Here is a 20,176-nt window from a genome sequence, read left to right as displayed (position 1 = left end):
CACAAGGTAAAAGTTCGTGGAAAAACTGTGGATAACTTGTGAATAAAAGAAAAAATCCCTTATGAATTAATGTTTTAGTCAAAAAGTAAGTAAAAATAGAGAAAAACACCTACATATTTATTGAGATAGATTGACCTTTTGCTTCGCAACAAGGAAAATAGTGGGTTTTCCAGGGATCTATCATGAAAAGAACTTATCAACCATCAGTAACACGTCGCAAGCGCACCCACGGCTTTCGTATTCGTATGAAAACCAAGAGCGGACGCGCTGTATTAAATGCACGCCGCGCAAAAGGTCGCAAACGTTTGGCTGTGTAATTTAGCCATTGAATAGCGCAAGGATTTCTGAATTACTTAAATCGCGCCCCAAAACAAATCTGTCTTGGGGCATGTATTCTGTGGGCGCTCAAAATGGCGCCAAGCCTGACCTAGGAATTGCAGTAGCCAAAAAATTGGTTAAACGCGCCGTAGACCGAAATCGCTTGAAGCGAATGATTCGTGAAATAGTTTGGACTGCACAGGCAACGGCATTTAACAAAGATGTTGTCCTTAAGCTTAAAAAGCCAATTGGTCGTCAAACTCGCGGCAGACTCAGAAAAAAAGAGAAAGATCTCCTGCGCTCTCAGGTGATGGAGCTTATTTAGGGTGCGCGTTTTAAATAAGGTCGCAGTGAGCTTGGTGCGCTTGTATCAACTTGCACTTAGCCCTTACATTGGCATGCGGTGTAAGTATGTGCCTAGCTGCTCTCAATATGCCTGTGACTGCTTTCATCATTATGGATTTTTCAAAAGCTTTGGCTTAACGGCATGGCGCATTTTGCGTTGTAACCCTTTGTCACAAGGCGGTTATGATCCTGCGGTAAAACAAACGTCTCAATCATTTAAGTGAATACAAATGGACTTTAAAAAAACAATTCTTTGGGCTGTGTTTTCACTATCAGGCCTCATGTTGTACAACAATTGGCAGGTACATGAGGGCAAACCATCGATGTTCGCTGCTGCCCCAGTTGCAGCGCCCGCAGCCGCAGACAAGACAGGCACAGCCAGTAAATTAGATGTGCCCACGCAAATTTCTGGTGTCACAAAGACCGCTACAGCAGCACCAACTGCAAATGTTGGCTCAATTGAGGGCGCAGAAAAGTTTGTATTACAAAACGACGTGCTAGTTTTGGAGATAAGCGCGAGCGGTGCAAATGTTATTGACGCAAAACTCCTCAAAGCCTTAACTGCGGAAAAAAAACCGGTTGAGCTATTCCAATACACACCAAACCATAAATATTTTGCGAGATCTGGGTTAATCACCCTCAACAACAATGATTTGCCAAACCATACAAGCACCTTTAAGTTGGTTCAGTCTGGCAAAGATGGTTCAGGCAGACCGTTTGTTGTGCTTGCCAGCGAACGAGGTGGCGTAAAGCTCGAAAAAACCTTCATCCTTAATCCAGGAAGTTATGTGGTGGATGTCGGTCACCGGGTTACACAAAGCGTGACAAATCCAAACCCTTTGGTTCTCTATACCGAGATTGTGCGTGATGGTTCGCAAGAACAAAAAATTGGACCGTTTGATGGTGCTTTCTCTGCTAGCACCTTTACTGGACCAGCTGCTTATACCGACAAAGAAAAGTTCAATAAGCTTGAATTCACGGAGATTGATAAAAACAAAATCACACTGCCAAAGCAAGTGCCTGCAGGCGATCCAGCTTGGATTGCCATGGTGCAACACTATTTTGCTAGCGCCTGGATTCCGGGCGATAAGGTTGTCCGTGATATCTACGCTGGAAAAATTGATAACGGCCTGTATCGCGTTGGCATGCAGACCCCATTGGGTATTGTTGCGCCAGGAACAGTGGCGACTGAAAAAGCACAGCTCTTCGTTGGACCACAAGAAGAAAAAGTTTTAGAAACCATTGCCCCAGGTTTTGAGCTCTTGAAGGACTATGGCTATCTCACAATTCTTGCCAAACCTATTTTCTGGTTGTTGGAAAAAATCCACGGTTATGTAGGCAATTGGGGTTGGGCCATCATTCTGTTAACAATCTTAATTAAATTGGTCTTCTTCCCGCTCTCCGCTGCTAGCTATAAATCGATGGCTCGTATGAAAGAGGTTCAGCCGCGTTTGATGGCGATGAGAGAGCAATATAAAGGCGATCCACAAAAGCTTAATCAAGCCATGATGGAGATGTATCGCAAAGAAAAAATCAATCCACTCGGCGGCTGTTTGCCTGTAGTGATTCAGATTCCCGTATTTATTTCTTTGTACTGGGTATTGTTGTCATCTGTCGAGATGCGCGGCGCACCATGGGTTCTTTGGATACAGGACTTATCCGTGCCGGATCCTTTTTACATCTTGCCAGTGATCATGGCGGTATCCATGTTTGTGCAAACTAAACTTAATCCAACCCCACCAGATCCAATTCAGGCTAAGGTCATGTTGTATATGCCGATCGTGTTTTCGATCATGTTCTTTTTCTTCCCTGCAGGCTTAGTTTTGTACTGGGTGGTTAATAATTTGTTGTCCATTGCACAACAGTGGCAGATCAACCAAATGTTTGGAAAAAAAGAAGCCAAGTAATTTGTTGATGGCATAGCATTTCATGAAAAACAAACAGCAATGATGACTCGTAAGCTTCCCATCATTGCTGTAGCAACCGCCCCAGGTAAAGCTGGGGTTGGTATTGTCCGCTTGAGTGGACAATACCTAAGGCCAATCATCAAAGCCCTTTTTCAAAGGGATCTACTTCCTCGCCAAGCAACCCTGCTCAGCTTGCGCGATGCGGGCGGGCAGCTCATCGACCAATTGGTAGCAATTTATTTTGCCGCACCCGCTTCGTTTACTGGCGAAGATGTTTTGGAGTTGCAGTGCCATGGCGGCCCTCAGCTGCTTGAGCTAGTAATGAGGCGCTGCCTCGAGCTTGGCAAAGAAGCTGGTCTCGTTATCGCTGAGCCCGGTGAGTTCACTCTACGCGCCTATCTCAATAACAAAGTTGACTTAGCCCAGGCTGAGGCAATAGCAGACTTGATTGATGCACAGAGTGAGGCAGCCGTCCGTGGAGCTGCCAGATCCTTGCAGGGCGCCTTTTCAGACGACATCAATAGTCTTGTTGAAGAAATTACCCAGCTAAGAATTTTGGTGGAATCGACCCTTGATTTCCCCGAAGAAGAAATCGAGTTTCTAGAAAACGCGCAAGCACGCGATCGTCTTTCGGCAGTGAAAACAAAACTTCAAGCGCTGCGCAACAACGCCAAGCAAGGAAAAATTTTGCGCGATGGCATACAGCTGGTATTGGCTGGCGCCCCCAATGTTGGCAAGAGCTCACTCTTAAATAGGCTGGCCGGTGAGGAAGTTGCTATCGTGACTCCTATTGCTGGCACCACCCGGGATAGAGTGAAAGAAAGCATCCAGATTGAGGGGGTGCCAATGCACATTATTGATACCGCTGGATTAAGGCAAACCTCGGACGAGGTTGAGGCAAAGGGGATTGAGAGAACCTGGGATGCGATTCGTCTGGCAGATTTGATTATTTTCTTGACCGCCCCGAATGCCGAAAAAGAAGCTAATGATTTAAGGGTTCAAATTTTGGATGCCGCACCCGCCAATTGCCCCGTTTTGGAGTTGATGAATAAGTCTGATTTATTGGATAAAAATTCCGGCGTCATAAAAGATAGGGCTTTGTTGATTTCGGCGAAAACAGGCGAGGGTGTTGAAGCCCTGAAACAGAAAATTCTCGAAACCGTTGGCTGGAGTGGCCCTCAAGAAGGGGCAATTGTTGCTCGCAGGCGCCACTTGGATTGTTTAGAGCGCGCCGCCGAACATATTGAAAAATCAGAAAAATTTGCTGCAAATGGTAATAATTCGCTTGAATTGTTCGCAGAAGAGCTATCTTTGGCCCAAAATCATCTTGGCCAAATAACGGGCAAGCTCCTACCAGATGACCTTTTGGGCAAAATTTTTAGCCAATTCTGTATCGGCAAATAAGAGCTTGGTCGTGTGACTTGCTGAGCCGTCAAATATGTCCAAAATGATAAAATCATTGGATTAAAAAATTCAATCTTCATGGGGAAACATATGACTTCAACTATTAGCGGCCAAGTGAATGCGAATGCGCCGGCTTACGTAAAAAACGAGCGTTTAATTGAGTGGGTTTCAGAGGTGGCTGCACTCACAAAGCCTGACACCATTCGTTGGTGCGACGGCTCTCAAGCTGAGTACGATGAGTTGTGTGAATTATTGGTAAGTGCCGGGGTTTTCAAGCGACTCAATCCTGCAAAACGGAAAAATTCATTTTTAGCGCTTTCTGACCCAGAAGATGTCGCCCGCGTTGAAGACCGCACTTTCATTTGTTCGGCTAAAAAAGAAGATGCTGGACCTACCAATAACTGGGTGGAGCCAAATGAAATGCGCGCAACATTAAATCCATTATTTGATGGTTGTATGCGTGGCAGAACAATGTATGTAGTGCCATTTTCAATGGGCCCAATCGGCTCGCCAATTGCCCACATCGGCGTTGAGTTATCTGACAGCCCTTATGTTGCAATCAATATGCGCCTCATGACCCGTATGGGCAAGGCAGTGATCGATCAGTTGGGCGCAGATGGCGAGTTCGTTCCTTGTATCCACACCGTAGGCAAACCATTGGCAGCCGGTGAAAAAGACGTTGCATGGCCGAATAACAAAACCAAATACATTGTTCATTACCCAGAGACGCGCGAGATTTGGTCTTTTGGTTCAGGCTACGGCGGCAATGCTTTGTTGGGGAAAAAATGTTTCGCATTGCGTATTGCATCCAATATGGGTCGCGATCAAGGTTGGTTGGCTGAGCATATGTTGATTCTTGGCGTAACTTCACCTGAAGGCAAGAAATACCACATTGCTGCCGCATTCCCATCCGCCTGTGGAAAAACCAACTTCTCTATGATGATTCCACCAAAAGGATTTGACGGCTGGAAAGTCACCACAATTGGTGATGACATTGCATGGATCAAGCCACGCAAAGACTCGGTTACCGGCAAAACACGTTTGTTCGCAATCAACCCAGAGTCTGGTTACTTCGGTGTTGCCCCTGGCACAAACCGCCAAACCAACCAAAACTGTATCGACTCCTTAAACCAAGATGTGATCTTTACGAACGTTGGCTTAACTGATGATGGTGATGTTTGGTGGGAGGGTTTGACAGAGACACCACCAGCACATTTGATTGATTGGCAGGGGAAAGACTGGACTCCAGCAGATGGCGCTGCAGGCCGTAAAGCTGCCCATCCAAACTCACGCTTTACAGTAGCTGCGACCAATAACCCTGCAGTAGATCCAAAGTGGGATGACCCAGAAGGCGTTCCAATTGATGCGTTCTTATTCGGTGGCCGCCGTTCTAATACCGTGCCATTGGTAAGTGAAGCGCGCGATTGGGTAGAGGGTGTTTACATGGCTGCTACTTTGGGCTCAGAAACCACCGCTGCGATTACTGGTCAAATTGGTGTCGTACGTCGAGACCCATTTGCAATGATTGCGTTTGCTGGTTACAACATGAGCGACTACTTCCAGCATTGGCTCAACATTGGTAAGAAGCTTGAGGCGGACGGCGCCGTATTGCCGAAGATCTACTGTGTGAACTGGTTCCGTAAAGACGAAAATGGTAAGTTTATATGGCCAGGCTTTGGCGAGAACATGCGGGTTCTTTCATGGATCTTGAATCGTGCTGAAGGTAAAGCAAGCGGTAAAGAAACCCCATTTGGTATTTGCCCAGAACACACCGATATGCATTGGGGCGGCCTGGACTACTCTGCTGAGAAGTTTGCTAAAGCGATCCATGTAGCCGTTGATGACTGGAAAAATGAGCTGAAGCTGCACACAGAATTGTTTGATCACCTTGGCGAGCGTTTGCCTAAAGAGTTGCAAGAGACTCGTGCCAAGATCGAACAGCGCTTGAACGTGTAAGCTGCAAAGCTATTAGTAATTTTTACGCTACCCCTAGATTAAATTAATGACCGAACCCCATCACCATGAAATCGTGGTGATTGGGGCAGGCATTTGTGGCGCAACCATCACAAATGAGTTGCTCGAACGCGGCAAGTCCGTCTGCGTTATTGATGCCTCTCACTCCCCTGCTACCGCTTGCTCCAGTCATGCCTATGCGATAGCGCACCCGCATATTGGAAAAGGCTCCCCTCGTTTATTACGCTTAACGCGCCTGGCATTTTTGTTGGCCGAAGCTCGGTGGGGAAAGACTTGGAGAGCACATGGTATTTTTCAGCCGACAAAAAAAGATAGAGAGTTTAATCGCGCAGAAGTCTCGGCCCACCTTCATTCTCTAGATTTAAAAGAAGACATTGCGATTGCTCTCGATGTTGAAGAAGCCAGAACAATGTGTGGCATCTCACAAAGCGGTGTTTGGATTTCTCGCGGGGCTTGCTTAAATTTATTGGAGGCAAGCAAGCAACTACTGAAGGAGCATGAGCGCCTAAGATGCCTTTGGAGTACTCGTATTACAAGGCTGGAAGAGTGCAATGGAATATGGCACTTATTTGATTGTTCAAACAATGTGCTCATCAGTGCGAAGAAGGTCGTGATTGCTACAGCAATCGATAGCAAAGATTTAATTAATAGCCTCGGGGTGCATCTCCCCCTAAAACCAGTGCGCGGGCAACTCAGTATTTTTTCAATTGGGCCCGATGACCCTTGGGTGTCAAAGTTGCCTAAGGTAGGCATTTCAGGGGATGGCTATTGTTTGCCAGCAGAGCAGCTAGAAGACGGCAGCTATCGCTGGATCGTTGGCTCTAGTTTTGATGAAGGCGAAGATGACTTGTCTCCAAGAGAGGCGAGCGATGAATTTAATCGCGCACAGGCAAAAGGCTTGCTTGACTATCCAGAGGGGGATTCCAGCAGCCTTATTAAAAACGATGAGTTTGTTGGCGTGCGCTGTGTTGCTGGCGATCGTCTTCCAATCATTGGAGCGCTTCGTCAGCGCCCGGGAATTTTCTTGGCTACTGCCTTGGGGTCAAGGGGGATTTTGTGGTCAGCCTTAGCGGCTAAGCTAGTTACAGCTCAGCTACTAGAGGACGACTTTGCCTTGCTTACGCGCTTAGGTTTTGCTGCGGACTTAGTTGCAGCGCTGGCACCCGCACGCTTCTTAGCGGGCGCTTTGGCTGCACCAGGTGCTTTAGCCTCAAATTCAAAACCAATTTTTCCATCAGAGCCAAGTGCTAAGTAGGCCTTAAAGCCTCGCCCAGTGCGGTTAGATTTGAAGTTGGTCAGCAAATCCGTCTTACCTTCTTTGAGCAATTTTTGAATTTGTTCAGCCGACACTTCTTGCTGAAGGACAACTTTACCTGTTTTGAAGTCGCAAGATTTACTAGGGCCAGTATTGTTTTCGCAAACATAGCGCATGCCATCTTCATAAACGGCACCAGAACATTTTGGACATACGCCTAAAGCTTGGCGACCGGTGAAATCTATCGCTTCCGTTTCGTCATCTTGCGTGTTGCCAAAATCAAACTCTAATTTAAAGCCTGCATTTGGATAGTCAGCATCATCTTCTGGAATTTCAGTTAGCTTAATGATGGCGGCAAAGGGGCGACCTATTTTGCTGCGAAATCCTTGTAAAGGCCCAATCGTTTTTTCACGTAACAGCTCTTCTACTTCAGGGTATTCAAATGCGCGCCCACCGGGAGTTTTGCTAATCGTAAAGCCACATTTTTCACAAGCAAAGCGACGATAGTTTTCTTTCACCGGCCCTTTGCAGTGTGGGCAGGGCGTGGTCATTGTTGCGTAGTCACCTGGGATAGTGTCGCTGTCATATTCTTTTGCGCGTTTCACAATGCGTTGAGTCATCTGTGCAATTTCTTGCATGAAGGTGTCGCGATTCATCTTCCCTTGCTCGATGAGCGATAACTTATTTTCCCAGCTGCCCGTTAAATCAGGGCGAGTTAATTCTTCTACATCTAAGCCGCGCAGCAAAGTCATTAGCTGGAATGCTTTCGCGGTAGGAATCAGTTCACGCGCTTCGCGCACAATGTATCTTTCGGCCAGCAAGCCTTCGATGATGGCTGCTCGCGTTGCTGGAGTCCCAAGACCTTTTTCGGCCATGGCTTCCCGCATTTCATCATCATCAACCCATTTGCCTGCACCTTCCATTGCAGAGAGCAAGGTTGCTTCTGTATAGCGGGCTGGGGGCTTGGTTTTCAAGGGCACAGAAATCACCGATTCCGTTTGAACCGCTTCACCTTCTTGCACTGGCACCAACTCATCATCTGCCTGATTCGATTTGCCATAAACAGTTAGCCAGCCCGGATTTACAAGAACACGACCCTCTGTTTTGAAGTGATGCCCAGATGCTTCGGTAATCCGAGTCGTGACCCGGAATTCAGCAGCAGGATAGAAGACAGCCAAGAAGCGACGCACTACCAAGTCATAAAGCTTTGCTTCTGGCTCGCTCAAACTCTTCGGCGACTCAAGGGTTGGGATGATCGCAAAGTGATCAGAAATCTTGGAGTTATCAAAGATTCGTTTATTAGGTTTGATCCAACCGTAACCTGCTTTTGCTTTGGGGTCCTTGGGATCACCCTGCAAAATTTGTTTAGCAAACGGACGATATTCTTGCGAGTGATCTGCAAGGTTCTCCATGGTTTGCTTCACGGTATCCAAATAATCTTCCGGCAGCGCTTTTGCGTCAGTACGGGGATAAGTCAATACTTTATGGCGTTCATACAAAGCTTGCGCAAGGCCTAGTGTGTTTTTTGCAGAGAAACCAAAACGTGCATTAGCTTCGCGCTGCAAGCTAGTCAAATCAAAAAGTTGTGGTGCAAGCTGGGTCGCCGGTTTTGCTTCTTCACTGACGGTTGCTTTTTTTCCGCGACAAGCTGCCACAATACTTTGCGCTGCAGCTTCGCTCCAAAGACGATTCTCACGAGCATCAGGCTCGGCAACATCTTTCTTAAACTTAGGATCAAACCAACGACCTTCATATACTCCAGCTGCAGCAATAAACTCCGCCTTTACTTCCCAATAATCTTTTGAAATAAATTTGCGGATGAGTTCTTCACGCTCTACAACAATAGAGAGAGTTGGTGTTTGTACGCGACCCACAGTAGTTAAGAAGAAGCCACCACTCTTGCTATTGAAAGCAGTCATGGCGCGGGTGCCATTAATACCCACGAGCCAATCAGCCTCAGAGCGGCAGCGTGCTGCATCAGCAAGCGGCTGCATATCTTCATCGCTACGCAGGTTAATAAAGCCATCACGAATGGATGCTGGCGTCATCGACTGAAGCCATAGGCGTTTAATCGATTGCGATGCTTTTGCATGCTGGGCAATCAGTCTGAAGATAAGCTCACCTTCGCGCCCTGCGTCACAGGCATTAATCAATGAAGTAACGTCTTTACGCTTGATCAATTTTTGTAACACTTTTAAGCGCGACTCTGTTTTAGCAATCGGGCGCAAATCAAAATAAGGGGGCACCACTGGCAGGTTGGCAAAAGACCACTTGCCACGTTTGACGTCATATTCTTCTGGCGCAGCAATTTCTAAAAGATGGCCAACAGCAGACGAGACTAGAAAGTCATCGCTTTCAAAATAGTCCTCATGCTTGGTAAAGCCGCCCAGGGCTTTAGCGATGTCATTGGCAACCGAGGGTTTTTCGGCAATGATCAGCGCCTTTGGGTTATCCACGGATGAGGTCTTGGAACTGCTTTTGGTAGATGCTTTAGCCACGCGTTTGCCTAAATTTGAGCCTGAATAAATGTTTTTAATAGGGAAAAAGGATGATCAATTTAAACCAAATTACGATTTAGCCTATTGCAGATCCCTTTTTTATTATTAACCGATAAATCCTGAAAAGTCCAAAAAAGCCCTTTTTAAAGCATTTGAGATTCCTATTAGGCGACTTTTTGTTGGATAAAACCCTCTTAAAATCCCTTTAAATGGGGTTTTTGAGAAAAATGAGCTCTTCCAGCACATCTTGGGGGCTTCGAACCAACTTGGCCCCCTGTTGTATGAGTTGATGGCAGCCTGCAAAAAGAGGGTCATCAATGGGGCCGGGTAAAGCAAAAACCTCTCTTCCCAGCTCACAGGCAAGACGGGCAGTGATTAAGGAGCCTGATTTTTCAGCAGCTTCGATTACTACTACACCTAGCGACAGGGCTGCAATGATGCGATTGCGCCTGGGAAAGTGAAAAGCTTTTGGACCAACCCCCGGTGGAAACTCTGAAACCAATAAACCATGATGCCCAATCGTCGTCATCAGTCCTTGGTGCTCAAGAGGGTAGGCAATGTCTAGCCCAGTCCCGCATACGGCTAAGGTGTGATGGTTTGCCCCAAGACCAAGTGTGGCGCGGTGTGCTGCCCCGTCAACTCCCTTGGCTAGCCCGGAAATAATGGTGCCACCAGCCTTAGACAGGCTTTGGGCAAAGTGGCTGGCATTTTTGAGTCCTTTGGCACTGGCGTTGCGCGAGCCCACAATGGCGATCATGGGCATCAGCAGCAGCCCAATATTCCCTTTTATATATAGGCAACTTGGAGGGTCGAAAAGATCATTGAGCCGAGCTGGGTAATGTTGATCCCCGCGCACAATTTTGCGGATGGTTCTTGGTATTGATGGCATAGGTAGCAAACATTTTGATCTGCGGGGGATTATGAACAATCAGGACAGACGGATTGCTCTGTTAGATAATTCCTACATGGCTTTGTTAACCGTCCTTTGTTACCCCGACCCACGCTTGCATAAAGTTGCTAAACCTGTGGCGCAGGTAGATGCTCGTGTTAAAAAAATTGTGGCTGATATGGCTGACACTATGTATGAGGCGCCTGGAGTTGGGTTAGCTGCAACACAGGTCGATATTCATGAGCGCATTGTTGTGATTGATGTTTCTGATGAGCAAAATGAGTTGATGGTTTTTATTAATCCAGAAATTATTTGGGCGAGTGCTGAAACAAAATCTTGGCGCGAAGGCTGTCTTTCAGTGCCTGAGTTTTATGATGAAGTTGAACGCCCAGCCCAAATACGCTTGAAGGCTTTAGATCTTGATGGCAAGGAGTTTGAGATTGAGGCTGATGGACTATTAGCCGTTTGTTTGCAACACGAATTAGATCATCTGCAAGGTAAAGTATTTGTTGAGTACCTATCCTTGCTCAAGCGAACTCGTATCTCACAAAAAATGAAAAAGCGCGCCAAAGAATTGGTAGGTCAGCGCTAGTCGCCCTGCATGAAAATTGTCTTTGCCGGCACCCCTGAGTTTGCAGCGCAAGCGATGCGCGCAATTGCTGAGGCTGGCCATGAAATCGTGCTCGCGCTCACTCAGCCTGACCGCCGCGCTGGCAGGGGAATGCATTTGCAAGCCAGTCCTGTCAAAGAGTTTGCATTAGAGAAGCAGATACCAGTGATGCAGCCAGAAACGCTGAAACGCAATCATCCTGATGCGCAAAAAAAGCTACAGGCAGAAGAAGCATATCAACGCTTATCCCAGCTTGATTTTGATGCGATGGTGGTAGTTGCTTATGGCTTGATATTGCCCCAAGAGATTTTGGATATTAGCGAGCGTCCAGGTAGGCATGGAAGTTTTAATATTCATGCATCCCTATTGCCTCGTTGGCGCGGTGCCGCTCCCATTCAGCGTGCTATAGAGTCAGGCGATCATAAGACGGGCGTATGCATTATGCAGATGGATGCGGGCCTTGATACGGGCGACACGGTTTTGCTTGAGGAGCTTGAAATTGCGCCCAATGAAACAAGCGTGACCTTGCACGATAGATTAGCTGCTTTGGGCGCAAAGTTAATTGTGAACACGCTTGCTCAGTTGGGGGGTGTTAAACCTTTGGCTCGCATGCCGCAATCAAATATAGGCATTACCTATGCAGAGAAAATATTAAAAGCAGAGGCTGAGATTGACTGGAGCCTGAGTGCAAAGCAAATTGATGCTCGTATTCGGGCGTTTAATCCTTTCCCTGGTGCCAGTAGTAGTTTTGCTGGGCATGGGATTAAATTTTGGAATTCATGCATGCCAAAAGAGGCTCCTAGTAAGTCGGGTTTGCCTGGCGAAGTTCTGGGGTTTGGCGACGAGAGTATTTATGTGCAGTGCGGCTCTGGCGTGCTTGAGGTTTTAGAAATGCAAAAGCCCGGCGGTAAAAGAATGAACGCAAAACTTTGTTTGCAAACATTTGATGTTGCTGAAAAACCATTTTGTTTTAAAACAAAGGTCGAGCAATCTTGACGTCGAGTAAAACCCATTGCTAGATCAAAAAACAGCCCAAAGCCTGCCACTTTCAGAGGCAATCACTATTGCCGCACAAGCTATTGGTGAGGTTATGAGTGGCAGGTCTCTTACCGAAGTATTGGACCAACTAGATGCCCACGAGAGACCCATAGTTCAAAGCTTGAGTTTTGATGCGCTGCGTAAATGGGTTCGCTCTCATGAATTGATAAAACAATTTGTACCCAAAACTCCGCCACCTGAAGTTGATCACTTATTGAGTGTTGCAATTGCGTTGTTTATGCGCGATGGTACCGAGGGCAAAGGCTATGCAACCCATACGATTGTTGATCAGGCAGTCAGAGCGTGTGGCGAGTACGACCAAACCATGTATGCCAAGGGCTTAGTAAATGCTGTGCTTCGCAAAGTGAGTTTGATTTTGCAGCCCCCCGAGGGCAAACCTAGTTACCCGCCAGACCCTATCTCGATGTATGTTCCCGCGTGGTGGCGCGCAAACCTCAAGCGAAATTACTCGAAGCTATGGCAAACCATTTTGTTTGCTCAAGCGAAGCGCGCACCCTTCATTTTGCGAGTGAATCAAAAACAATATACGCGGGAGCAATATCAAGCTTTATTAAATGATGCTGGTATTGCATCTTTTCCCATTGAGTCGGTAGCAGGCATTACTTTACCCAGTGCGCTGTTGATCACAAATCCTATGCCTGTTTCTGAGTTGCCGGGTTTTTATAGTGGTGCTGCATCAGTACAAGATGCTGGAGCTCAATTAGCAGCAATTCTATTGAACCCCCAACCTGGTGATTTAATACTAGACGCTTGCGCAGCGCCAGGAGGAAAGACAGCCCATCTATTAGAGCTAGTAGACTGTCAGATGGTTGCGCTAGAGTTAGACGGCGCTCGCCTTGGAAAAATTGGCGGCAACTTAGATCGATTGCGCTTGCACTCTGAAAAAGTAAAGGTAATTCGCGGTGACGCATCAAAAGCTGCTTGGTGGGATGGCACTCTCTTTGACAAAATTTTGTTAGATGCCCCTTGCTCGGCCTCGGGCATTGTTTCTCGACATCCAGATATTCCATTTTTACGGCGTGAGGCAGACATCAAGTCCTTGCAGAAAAAGCAACGTGAAATCTTGACCCAGGTATGGAAGATGCTCAAGCCCGCAGGACTGCTTTTATACGTTACTTGTTCGGTGTTTCCGGAGGAGGGTGAAGAGCAGGCAGCTTGGTTTGCGCAGCAGCATGGCAATGCGTTACGATTAGATGCTCCAGGACAGCTTTTGCCAACCGAAGCGAACGATGGTTTTTACTATGCTTTGTTTAAGAAAAATGGGCCATGAGCCGAAGAATTAAGCAATTCATCTTTTTGGGTTTGATGGCCTTGAGTATTTTTTCAACGGCCGTTAATGCCGAGGGCATCAAAATCAAATCCTTTGAGCTAGAGAAGGTCGATAACGATTGGCTACTAAATGCCACCTTCCAAATTGAGTTGTCGCCGGGCTTGGAAGATGCTGTACAAAAAGGTGTTGTGCTTTATTTTCAGACAGACTTTGAGTTGACGCGCTCGCGCTGGTATTGGTTTGATGAAAAACCAATCTCTGCTCAAAGACAAGCGCGCTTGTCTTATCAGCCCTTGACTCAGCAATATCGTATTGCCTCCGAAGGTTTTAGTTTTTCTGCTAAAACGATTTCTGAAGCCTTGCAAGCGGTTGGCAGTATTGGTGGTTGGCGTGTGATTGATAACAGCCAGCTTGACCCCAGTAAAGCATACACCGCAAGCTTGCACATGGCCTTGGATTTAAGCAAGCTACCCAAACCATTTCAGGTAAATGCTCTGAACAGTAGAGAGTGGAATGTCTCTAGTGATTGGTTCCGCATGCCTTTTTCTACCGGCGGATCAAATCTAATTAAGCGATGAGACAAGCTATAACATCGGCTAAGCCCAGCTTCTTTGAATCCAAGGTCTGGCGGAAAAAAATACTGCCAGCTGCAATAGGCTTGATTGGAGCATTGGCATTATTGCTATTGGCTTTGTTATCGATTGCTTCCTCCAACACCGAATTCTTTGACCGTTACTTTATTTGGCTTTATGCAGCAAACCTGGTCATTGGCGTTTGCTTAACGCTCGTCATTTTGACTTTAGCTATCTTGATTGCCGTGCGTTGGCGTCGCGGTCACTTTGGCACACGTTTGATTGCCAAACTGGCAATGATTTTTGCACTGGTGGGGGTGGTGCCAGGATTAATTTTGTATGGGGTTTCTCTTCAGTTCGTTTCCCGAAGCATTGAAACTTGGTTTGACGTCCAAGTCGAATCCGCGCTTAACTCAGGCTTGGAACTAGGGCGCGTTACCTTAAGGGTTGCTCAAGAAGAAATTTTGTCCGAAGGAAATTATATTGCCGAACAAGTTGTACTAGTTCCTGCTGGCTCAAGTACTGAGCAGGTTGCGGCCATGGCAATGAAGATTCGTAATCAATTTGGTATTCAAGAGCTTAGTCTTTTTAGCATTCAACGCAATTTGATCTTTACTAGTGAGGTAAGGCCCAAAAAGTATCTCCCCCCCCCTAGCGCAGATGTCATTGCGGAGGCATTTAAAAAGAAGGGTCTGACCTTCATAGATCAAATTGAAATGGAAGATGGTCAGCACGGTTATCGTGTAAGAGCGGTTGTGCCAATTGTGCGCAAGAAGACGGGCCAAAGTAAGCTTGATTCCAACAAAGAGCCAGACGATAAATACTTTCTTCAGTTGGTACGTTTCATTCCCGGCCCACTATCTAAGAATATTGATGCGGTTGAATCTGCCTATACTGATTATCAAGAGAAGTCTTTGGGCCGCACCGGTTTGCGCAAGATGTTTGTTGGCACTCTCACACTGACACTCTTTTTTGCATTATTTGTCGCGGTGATTTTGGCCTTAGTATTAGGCCGTCAACTTGCCAAACCATTGCTGATGTTGCTCAAAGGAACTCAGGCAGTTGCCCAAGGCGATTTGTCGCCCAAGCCAGAGCTCGATACGGGCGATGAGCTTGGCATGCTGACACGGCAATTTAATGTGATGACCAGGCAGTTGGCCGACGCGCGCACATCTTTGCAAGAATCCAAGGCCTTTTTAGAAAAGGTTTTGGGAAGCCTCACTGCAGGGGTGTGTATCTTTGATAAAAGCTATAACGTAGTGTCTAGCAACGCTGGCGCAGACCGCATCTTTGCACAAGATTTAACCCTTTTGGACGGCAAACCCCTGAGTAGTAATCCTGCGCTTTTGGAGTTTGAAGAAGCCATTAAAGAAGGCTTCGCAAGCTTGAAGCTTGCCGTTTCTAATGATGCGTCTGATTCTGCAGCCGAATCAGCCCAACAGGCGGCGCCTATCTGGCAAAAACAAGTTCAGCTTCATACTGCTAATGAATTTGATAATGAGTTAGGTGTAACCCTTTTTGTACGTGGCACACAGCTGACGACGGATCTGCGCATGGTGGTCTTTGATGATATTACTGATGTCATTAGTGCACAAAGATCCATTGCTTGGAGTGAAGTTGCAAGACGCCTTGCCCACGAAATTAAAAATCCACTGACCCCAATTCAGCTCTCTGCTGAGCGCTTACAACACAAACTTGCGGGTAAGCTCAGTCCCGAGCAAGAGGACATGATCAATCGCAGCACCGAGACCATCATTGGACAGGTTCAAGCCATGAAAGAAATGGTGAATGACTTTAGGGATTTCGCAAAGACCCCCACACCACAACTAAAGCCCGTCTCCATTAATACGCTCACCACGGAAATACTCGGTTTATACGAGGGCAGTCCCTTGCGAACCCAGCTCGATCCACGCTGCCCAAATATCTTGGGAGACTCAACTCAGCTGAGACAAGTTATTCATAATCTGCTCCAAAACGCTCAAGACGCTACGCTGGAGGGCAGTCATCAGGCTGAACCAGTCGAGGTAAAAACAGAGTTGGTGGCTTATGGTGAGCAAGATGGGGCCACTCAAAATGCAGTGCGATTAACAATAAGTGATTGTGGAGTTGGATTTCCAGCTAAGATATTGGCAAGAGCATTTGAGCCTTACGTAACAACTAAGAGTAAAGGCACGGGATTAGGCTTGGCGGTCGTTAAAAAAATTATTGACGACCACGGTGCCAAAATAGAAATACGAAATCGTATGCGAGGAGAAGAAGTGGTCGGTGCACAAGTATCTATTTTGTTTATGAACTTAGCAAAAGAGGCGGCCTAAGCATGGCGAGCATTTTGGTCGTGGATGATGAGATGGGCATTCGTGAGCTTCTCAATGAGATTCTGACAGATGAAGGCCATACTGTTTATGCTGCAGAGAGCGCTATTCAGGCGCGCACTATTCGTGAACAAATGCGTCCTGATCTGGTGCTGTTAGACATTTGGATGCCAGATACTGACGGTATTACTTTATTAAAAGAGTGGTCAAAGACTGGGCAGCTAACCATGCCAGTAGTCATGATGTCTGGTCATGCCACAATAGATACGGCAGTTGAAGCCACACGCATTGGCGCACTGAATTTTTTAGAAAAGCCAATTGCTTTACAAAAACTTCTGAAGACCGTCAGCAAAGCCCTAGAGAATTCACCAAAATATATAGAGCCAGCAGAAGAGAGAGTAGTTCAGTCCAGCCTATCTGCAGGCGCTTCCCCAAAGTCGCTTGCTACTGAGCCTGCTCCAGCGCCTGCCGAAGGCGAGTTCATCAGTGGAATCGCCAAAACGTATTTTGATCTACCCCTACGAGAAGCCAGAGATCTTTTTGAAAAGGCCTATTTTGAGCATCAAATGCAAATTATGGGTGGCAGCATGACAAAGATCTCTGAATACACTGGACTAGAGAGAACGCACTTATATCGTAAGCTCAAAGCTTTAGGAATTGATACATCACGCAATAAGGGCGAGCAATAGGCCTGACAATATTTGCCGCAAGCACTTGGTAAATATTTTTGCATGTGCGTTTGTTTTAAAGCTAAGGCCGTGCTCACCCCAGTGATATATCTTATTTGGAATCATTCCTATGGAAATTAAAGTCAACTTTCTCGACAAGTTTCGCCTTGAAGCTAAGTTCGATGACTTCACCGTGATTGCCGATCAATCGATAAGGTATAAGGGTGATGGTTCAGCTCCTGGACCATTCGATTATTTTCTGGCTTCATCGGCCCTATGCGCTGCTTATTTTGTGAAGCTGTACTGCGACACCCGAAAGATCTCTACCGAAAATATTCGTCTCTCACAAAATAATATTGTCGATCCTGAAAATCGCTATCAGCAGATTTTTAAGATCCAGGTTGAGTTACCAGAAGATATTTCTGCCAATGACCGCCAAGGTATTTTACGCTCCATTGAGAGATGTACTGTAAAAAAAGTGGTGCAAGCCGGTCCAGAGTTTGTCATAGAAGAAGTTAAAAACTTGGATGCCGATGCGCAGACCTTGTTGACTTTAAAGCCTGCTGCCGATGCAAAAACTTTTATTGCCGGCAAGGATCTACCCCTAGAGCAAACCATTGTCAATATGTCTGGTGTGTTAGCAAACCTTGGAATCAAGATTGAAATTGCTTCATGGCGCAACATTATTCCAAACGTGTGGTCCTTACATATACGCGATGCACATTCGCCGATGTGTTTTACCAACGGGAAAGGATCAACAAAAGAAAGCGCTTTAGCATCTGCTTTAGGAGAATACCTCGAGCGATTAAGCAACAACCATTTTTATGCTGGCGCATACTGGGGCGAGGATATCGCTAATAGAGCATTTGTGCATTATCCAAATGAGCGCTGGTTTCAACCGGGTGGCGATGATGCATTACCAACAGAAATTTTGGATGAATATTGCCTGGAAATTTTTAATCCTGACGGTGAGTTGCGTGGTTCACATTTAATTGATACGAATTCAGGCAATGTAGAGCGCGGTATTTGTTCGTTACCTTATGTACGTCAATCTGATTGCAAGACTATTTATTTTCCATCGAACCTGATTGAAAATCTTTATGTCAGCAATGGCATGAGTGCTGGCAACACCCTCGCTGAGGCCCAAGTACAGTGCCTATCAGAGATTTTCGAGCGTGCAGTTAAACGTGAAATTCTAGAAGGTGAAATTGCTCTACCCGATGTGCCGCAGGAAGTACTGGCTAAGTATCCCGGCATTCTGGAAGGGATTCGAGGATTAGAAGAGCAGGGCTTTCCAGTGTTGATAAAGGATGCCTCACTTGGCGGGGTTTATCCAGTGATGTGCGTGACCTTAATGAATCCGCGAACAGGGGGCGTATTTGCTTCCTTCGGAGCGCACCCGCGTTTAGAGATCGCATTGGAGCGAAGCTTAACGGAATTACTCCAGGGTCGAAGCTTAGAGGGGCTTAATGATTTGCCCCCACCCACTTTTTCAAGCGAAGCGGTGACCGAACCCAATAACTTTGTTGAACACTTTATTGATTCTAGCGGCATAGTGTCATGGCGTTTTTTCAGCGCAAAGTCCGATTACAAATTTGTTGAATGGGATTTCTCGGGGCGGGGTGAGAGCTCTAATGCTGAGGAGGCTGCGGCCTTGTTTGGCATCCTCAAGGATATGAATAAAGAGGCTTACGTTGCGGTATACGACGAACTAGGCGCGATAGCCTGCAGAATATTGGTCCCAGGTTATTCGGAGGTTTATCCAATCGAAGATCTGGTTTGGGATAACACGAACAACGCCTTGTTATTTCGCGCTGATATTTTGAATCTACACACATTAGATAACGCTAGACTGGGTGCATTACTTGAGCGTCTAGAAAATAACGAGCTAGATGAGTATGGCGACATTGCAACATTAATTGGCATTGAGTTTGATGAAAATACAACTTGGGGCCAGTTAACAGTTCTGGAGTTGAAGTTGTTAATTCATCTTGCATTAAAGCAATTTGATGAAGCACATGAGTTAGTAGGCGCCTTCCTTCAATACAACGACAACACAGTCGAGCGCAAATTGTTCTATCAGGCCTTAAATGCAGTTCTAGAGATTCTGCTAGATGATGATTTGCAGCTTGATGACTACGAAGTCAACTTCCGCCGTATGTTTGGCAATGAGCGGATGGACGCGGTAATGGGTTCTGTAGATGGCACACTGCGTTTTTACGGTCTGACCCAAACGAGTACAAAACTCGAGGGACTTGACCGGCACCACCGCTTGATCGACAGCTATAGGAAATTACATGCTGCCCGCTCCAAGGCTTTAACTACAGCTAGTTAAGTCCAGCAAGTCCATTTTTCAGGCTAAAACACACTTTCATTTATAATTCTCACTCTTGGCCTGGTAGCTCAGTCGGTAGAGCAGAGGATTGAAAATCCTTGTGTCGGTGGTTCGATTCCGCCCCGGGCCACCAAGAAATACCAAAACCACCTTCGGGTGGTTTTTTCATTTGGTCTTTCGGAAAGGTTGCGTGATTCAGGATTTTTAACCCTGGTTGATTATCCCAGCTGATATATGTACAATGTACATATGACTTCGTTACGATTTGAATGGGAACCTAGAAAAGCTTCAGCCAATCTAAAGAAACACGGCATCTCTTTTGAAGAGGCCAAATCTGTGTTCTATGATGAAAGTGCTAAGTTAATTTCCGATCCCGATCATTCGGAGGGTGAAGAAAGATTTATCTTGCTGGGAGTAAGCCATTCTCTTCGTGTGATTTTGGTTTGCCATTGCTATCGAAGCGAGGGTAATGTCGTTCGTATTATTTCGGCTCGTAAGGCAACCCCTAGAGAGTCAAAAGCTTATTAAAGGTGATGAAAATGCGTAAAGAATATGATTTCTCAAAAGCTCGTAAAAATCCATATGCTTCTATGCTCAAGAAGCCCATTACGATTAGATTGGATGAGGATTCAGTGAGTTACTTCAAATCTGTATCAGAAGAAGTTGGAATTCCTTATCAAAGCCTCATTAATCTCTATTTGAGAGATTGTGCCGCTTCGCATAAGAAATTGAACCTTAGCTGGAAGTAGTCTAGGGGTAG

Annotated in this window: 17 protein-coding genes, 1 tRNA gene and 1 pseudogene; 17 read left to right on the top strand and 2 right to left on the bottom strand. The window is 46.3% G+C overall.

Features of this window, described 5'->3' with window-relative positions; translation table 11 throughout:
- Positions 1-182: 182 nt before the first annotated feature.
- From rpmH to mnmC, 7 genes and pseudogenes are all read left to right on the top strand, one after another.
- Positions 183-317: a 50S ribosomal protein L34 gene (gene rpmH, locus AOC29_RS11290; RefSeq protein ID WP_011903922.1), complete on the top strand. Its 135-nt coding sequence runs from the start codon at positions 183-185 to the stop codon at positions 315-317.
- Positions 318-325: 8 nt separating this feature from the next.
- Positions 326-643 (top strand): ribonuclease P protein component, encoded by a 318-nt coding sequence (gene rnpA, locus AOC29_RS11285; protein WP_215296060.1) that lies wholly within the window; start codon positions 326-328, stop codon positions 641-643.
- A 1-nt stretch (position 644) separates the two neighbouring features.
- Positions 645-887 carry a membrane protein insertion efficiency factor YidD gene (yidD, locus tag AOC29_RS11280; protein WP_215296059.1) on the top strand — a complete coding sequence of 81 codons (243 nt, stop codon included), beginning with the start codon at positions 645-647 and terminating at the stop codon, positions 885-887.
- 6 nt (positions 888-893) lie between these two features.
- A complete protein-coding gene (gene yidC / locus AOC29_RS11275) occupies positions 894-2,570 on the top strand; it encodes a membrane protein insertase YidC (RefSeq protein WP_215296058.1) in 1,677 nt (558 codons plus the stop codon).
- Between the two features lie 42 nt (positions 2,571-2,612).
- Positions 2,613-3,974, top strand: coding sequence for a tRNA uridine-5-carboxymethylaminomethyl(34) synthesis GTPase MnmE (mnmE, locus tag AOC29_RS11270; RefSeq protein WP_215297548.1), 1,362 nt, complete (start codon positions 2,613-2,615; stop codon positions 3,972-3,974).
- Between the two features lie 90 nt (positions 3,975-4,064).
- Positions 4,065-5,930 (top strand): phosphoenolpyruvate carboxykinase (GTP), encoded by a 1,866-nt coding sequence (locus AOC29_RS11265; RefSeq protein WP_215296057.1) that lies wholly within the window; start codon positions 4,065-4,067, stop codon positions 5,928-5,930.
- Positions 5,931-5,976: 46 nt separating this feature from the next.
- Positions 5,977-7,068 (top strand): annotated as a pseudogene (gene mnmC, locus AOC29_RS11385) (FAD-dependent 5-carboxymethylaminomethyl-2-thiouridine(34) oxidoreductase MnmC); the annotation flags it as partial.
- Here the strand turns inward: mnmC and AOC29_RS11260 are convergent.
- Both AOC29_RS11260 and dprA read right to left on the bottom strand, forming a co-directional pair.
- Positions 7,038-9,701: a DNA topoisomerase III gene (locus AOC29_RS11260; RefSeq protein WP_251370010.1), complete on the bottom strand. Its 2,664-nt coding sequence runs from the start codon at positions 9,699-9,701 to the stop codon at positions 7,038-7,040. The pseudogene mnmC and the gene AOC29_RS11260 sit on opposite strands and share 31 nt — an antisense overlap.
- A 205-nt stretch (positions 9,702-9,906) precedes the next feature.
- Positions 9,907-10,590: a DNA-processing protein DprA gene (dprA, locus tag AOC29_RS11255; RefSeq protein WP_215296056.1), complete on the bottom strand. Its 684-nt coding sequence runs from the start codon at positions 10,588-10,590 to the stop codon at positions 9,907-9,909.
- Positions 10,591-10,666: 76 nt separating this feature from the next.
- Between dprA and def the strand changes: the two genes are divergently transcribed.
- The 10 genes from def (at position 10,667) to AOC29_RS11205 (ending at position 20,165) form a co-directional block, all read left to right on the top strand.
- Entirely contained in the window at positions 10,667-11,182 is a 516-nt protein-coding gene (def, locus tag AOC29_RS11250) for a peptide deformylase (RefSeq protein ID WP_215297544.1), read from the top strand.
- A gap of 9 nt (positions 11,183-11,191) precedes the next feature.
- Positions 11,192-12,196: a methionyl-tRNA formyltransferase gene (gene fmt, locus AOC29_RS11245; RefSeq protein WP_215296055.1), complete on the top strand. Its 1,005-nt coding sequence runs from the start codon at positions 11,192-11,194 to the stop codon at positions 12,194-12,196.
- Positions 12,197-12,212: 16 nt separating this feature from the next.
- Entirely contained in the window at positions 12,213-13,529 is a 1,317-nt protein-coding gene (gene rsmB / locus AOC29_RS11240) for a 16S rRNA (cytosine(967)-C(5))-methyltransferase RsmB (RefSeq protein ID WP_251370009.1), read from the top strand.
- Positions 13,526-14,107, top strand: a complete 582-nt coding sequence (locus AOC29_RS11235; protein ID WP_215296054.1) for a DUF4390 domain-containing protein — start codon at positions 13,526-13,528, stop codon at positions 14,105-14,107. Before rsmB ends, AOC29_RS11235 begins: the two co-directional genes overlap by 4 nt.
- Positions 14,104-16,416, top strand: a complete 2,313-nt coding sequence (locus tag AOC29_RS11230; protein WP_215296053.1) for an ATP-binding protein — start codon at positions 14,104-14,106, stop codon at positions 16,414-16,416. The genes AOC29_RS11235 and AOC29_RS11230 overlap by 4 nt, the downstream gene beginning before the upstream one ends.
- Positions 16,417-16,418: 2 nt before the next feature.
- Positions 16,419-17,102, top strand: coding sequence for a response regulator (locus tag AOC29_RS11225; protein WP_215296052.1), 684 nt, complete (start codon positions 16,419-16,421; stop codon positions 17,100-17,102).
- Between the two features lie 109 nt (positions 17,103-17,211).
- Complete coding sequence (locus tag AOC29_RS11220; RefSeq protein WP_215296051.1) at positions 17,212-19,416, top strand: OsmC domain/YcaO domain-containing protein; 2,205 nt, start codon at positions 17,212-17,214, stop codon at positions 19,414-19,416.
- Positions 19,417-19,473: 57 nt separating this feature from the next.
- Positions 19,474-19,549: transfer RNA gene (locus AOC29_RS11215), tRNA-Phe, on the top strand.
- 116 nt (positions 19,550-19,665) lie between these two features.
- A complete protein-coding gene (locus AOC29_RS11210) occupies positions 19,666-19,944 on the top strand; it encodes a BrnT family toxin (RefSeq protein ID WP_215296050.1) in 279 nt (92 codons plus the stop codon).
- An 11-nt stretch (positions 19,945-19,955) separates the two neighbouring features.
- Positions 19,956-20,165, top strand: a complete 210-nt coding sequence (locus AOC29_RS11205) for a BrnA antitoxin family protein (protein ID WP_068949841.1) — start codon at positions 19,956-19,958, stop codon at positions 20,163-20,165.
- The last annotated feature ends 11 nt before the right edge of the window (positions 20,166-20,176 follow it).

Source organism: Polynucleobacter sp. JS-JIR-5-A7 (assembly GCF_018687935.1).
Classification (GTDB): Bacteria; Pseudomonadota; Gammaproteobacteria; order Burkholderiales; family Burkholderiaceae; genus Polynucleobacter.
Note: the sequence above shows the minus strand (reverse complement) of the source record. Positions and strands in the feature narration are given on the sequence as shown.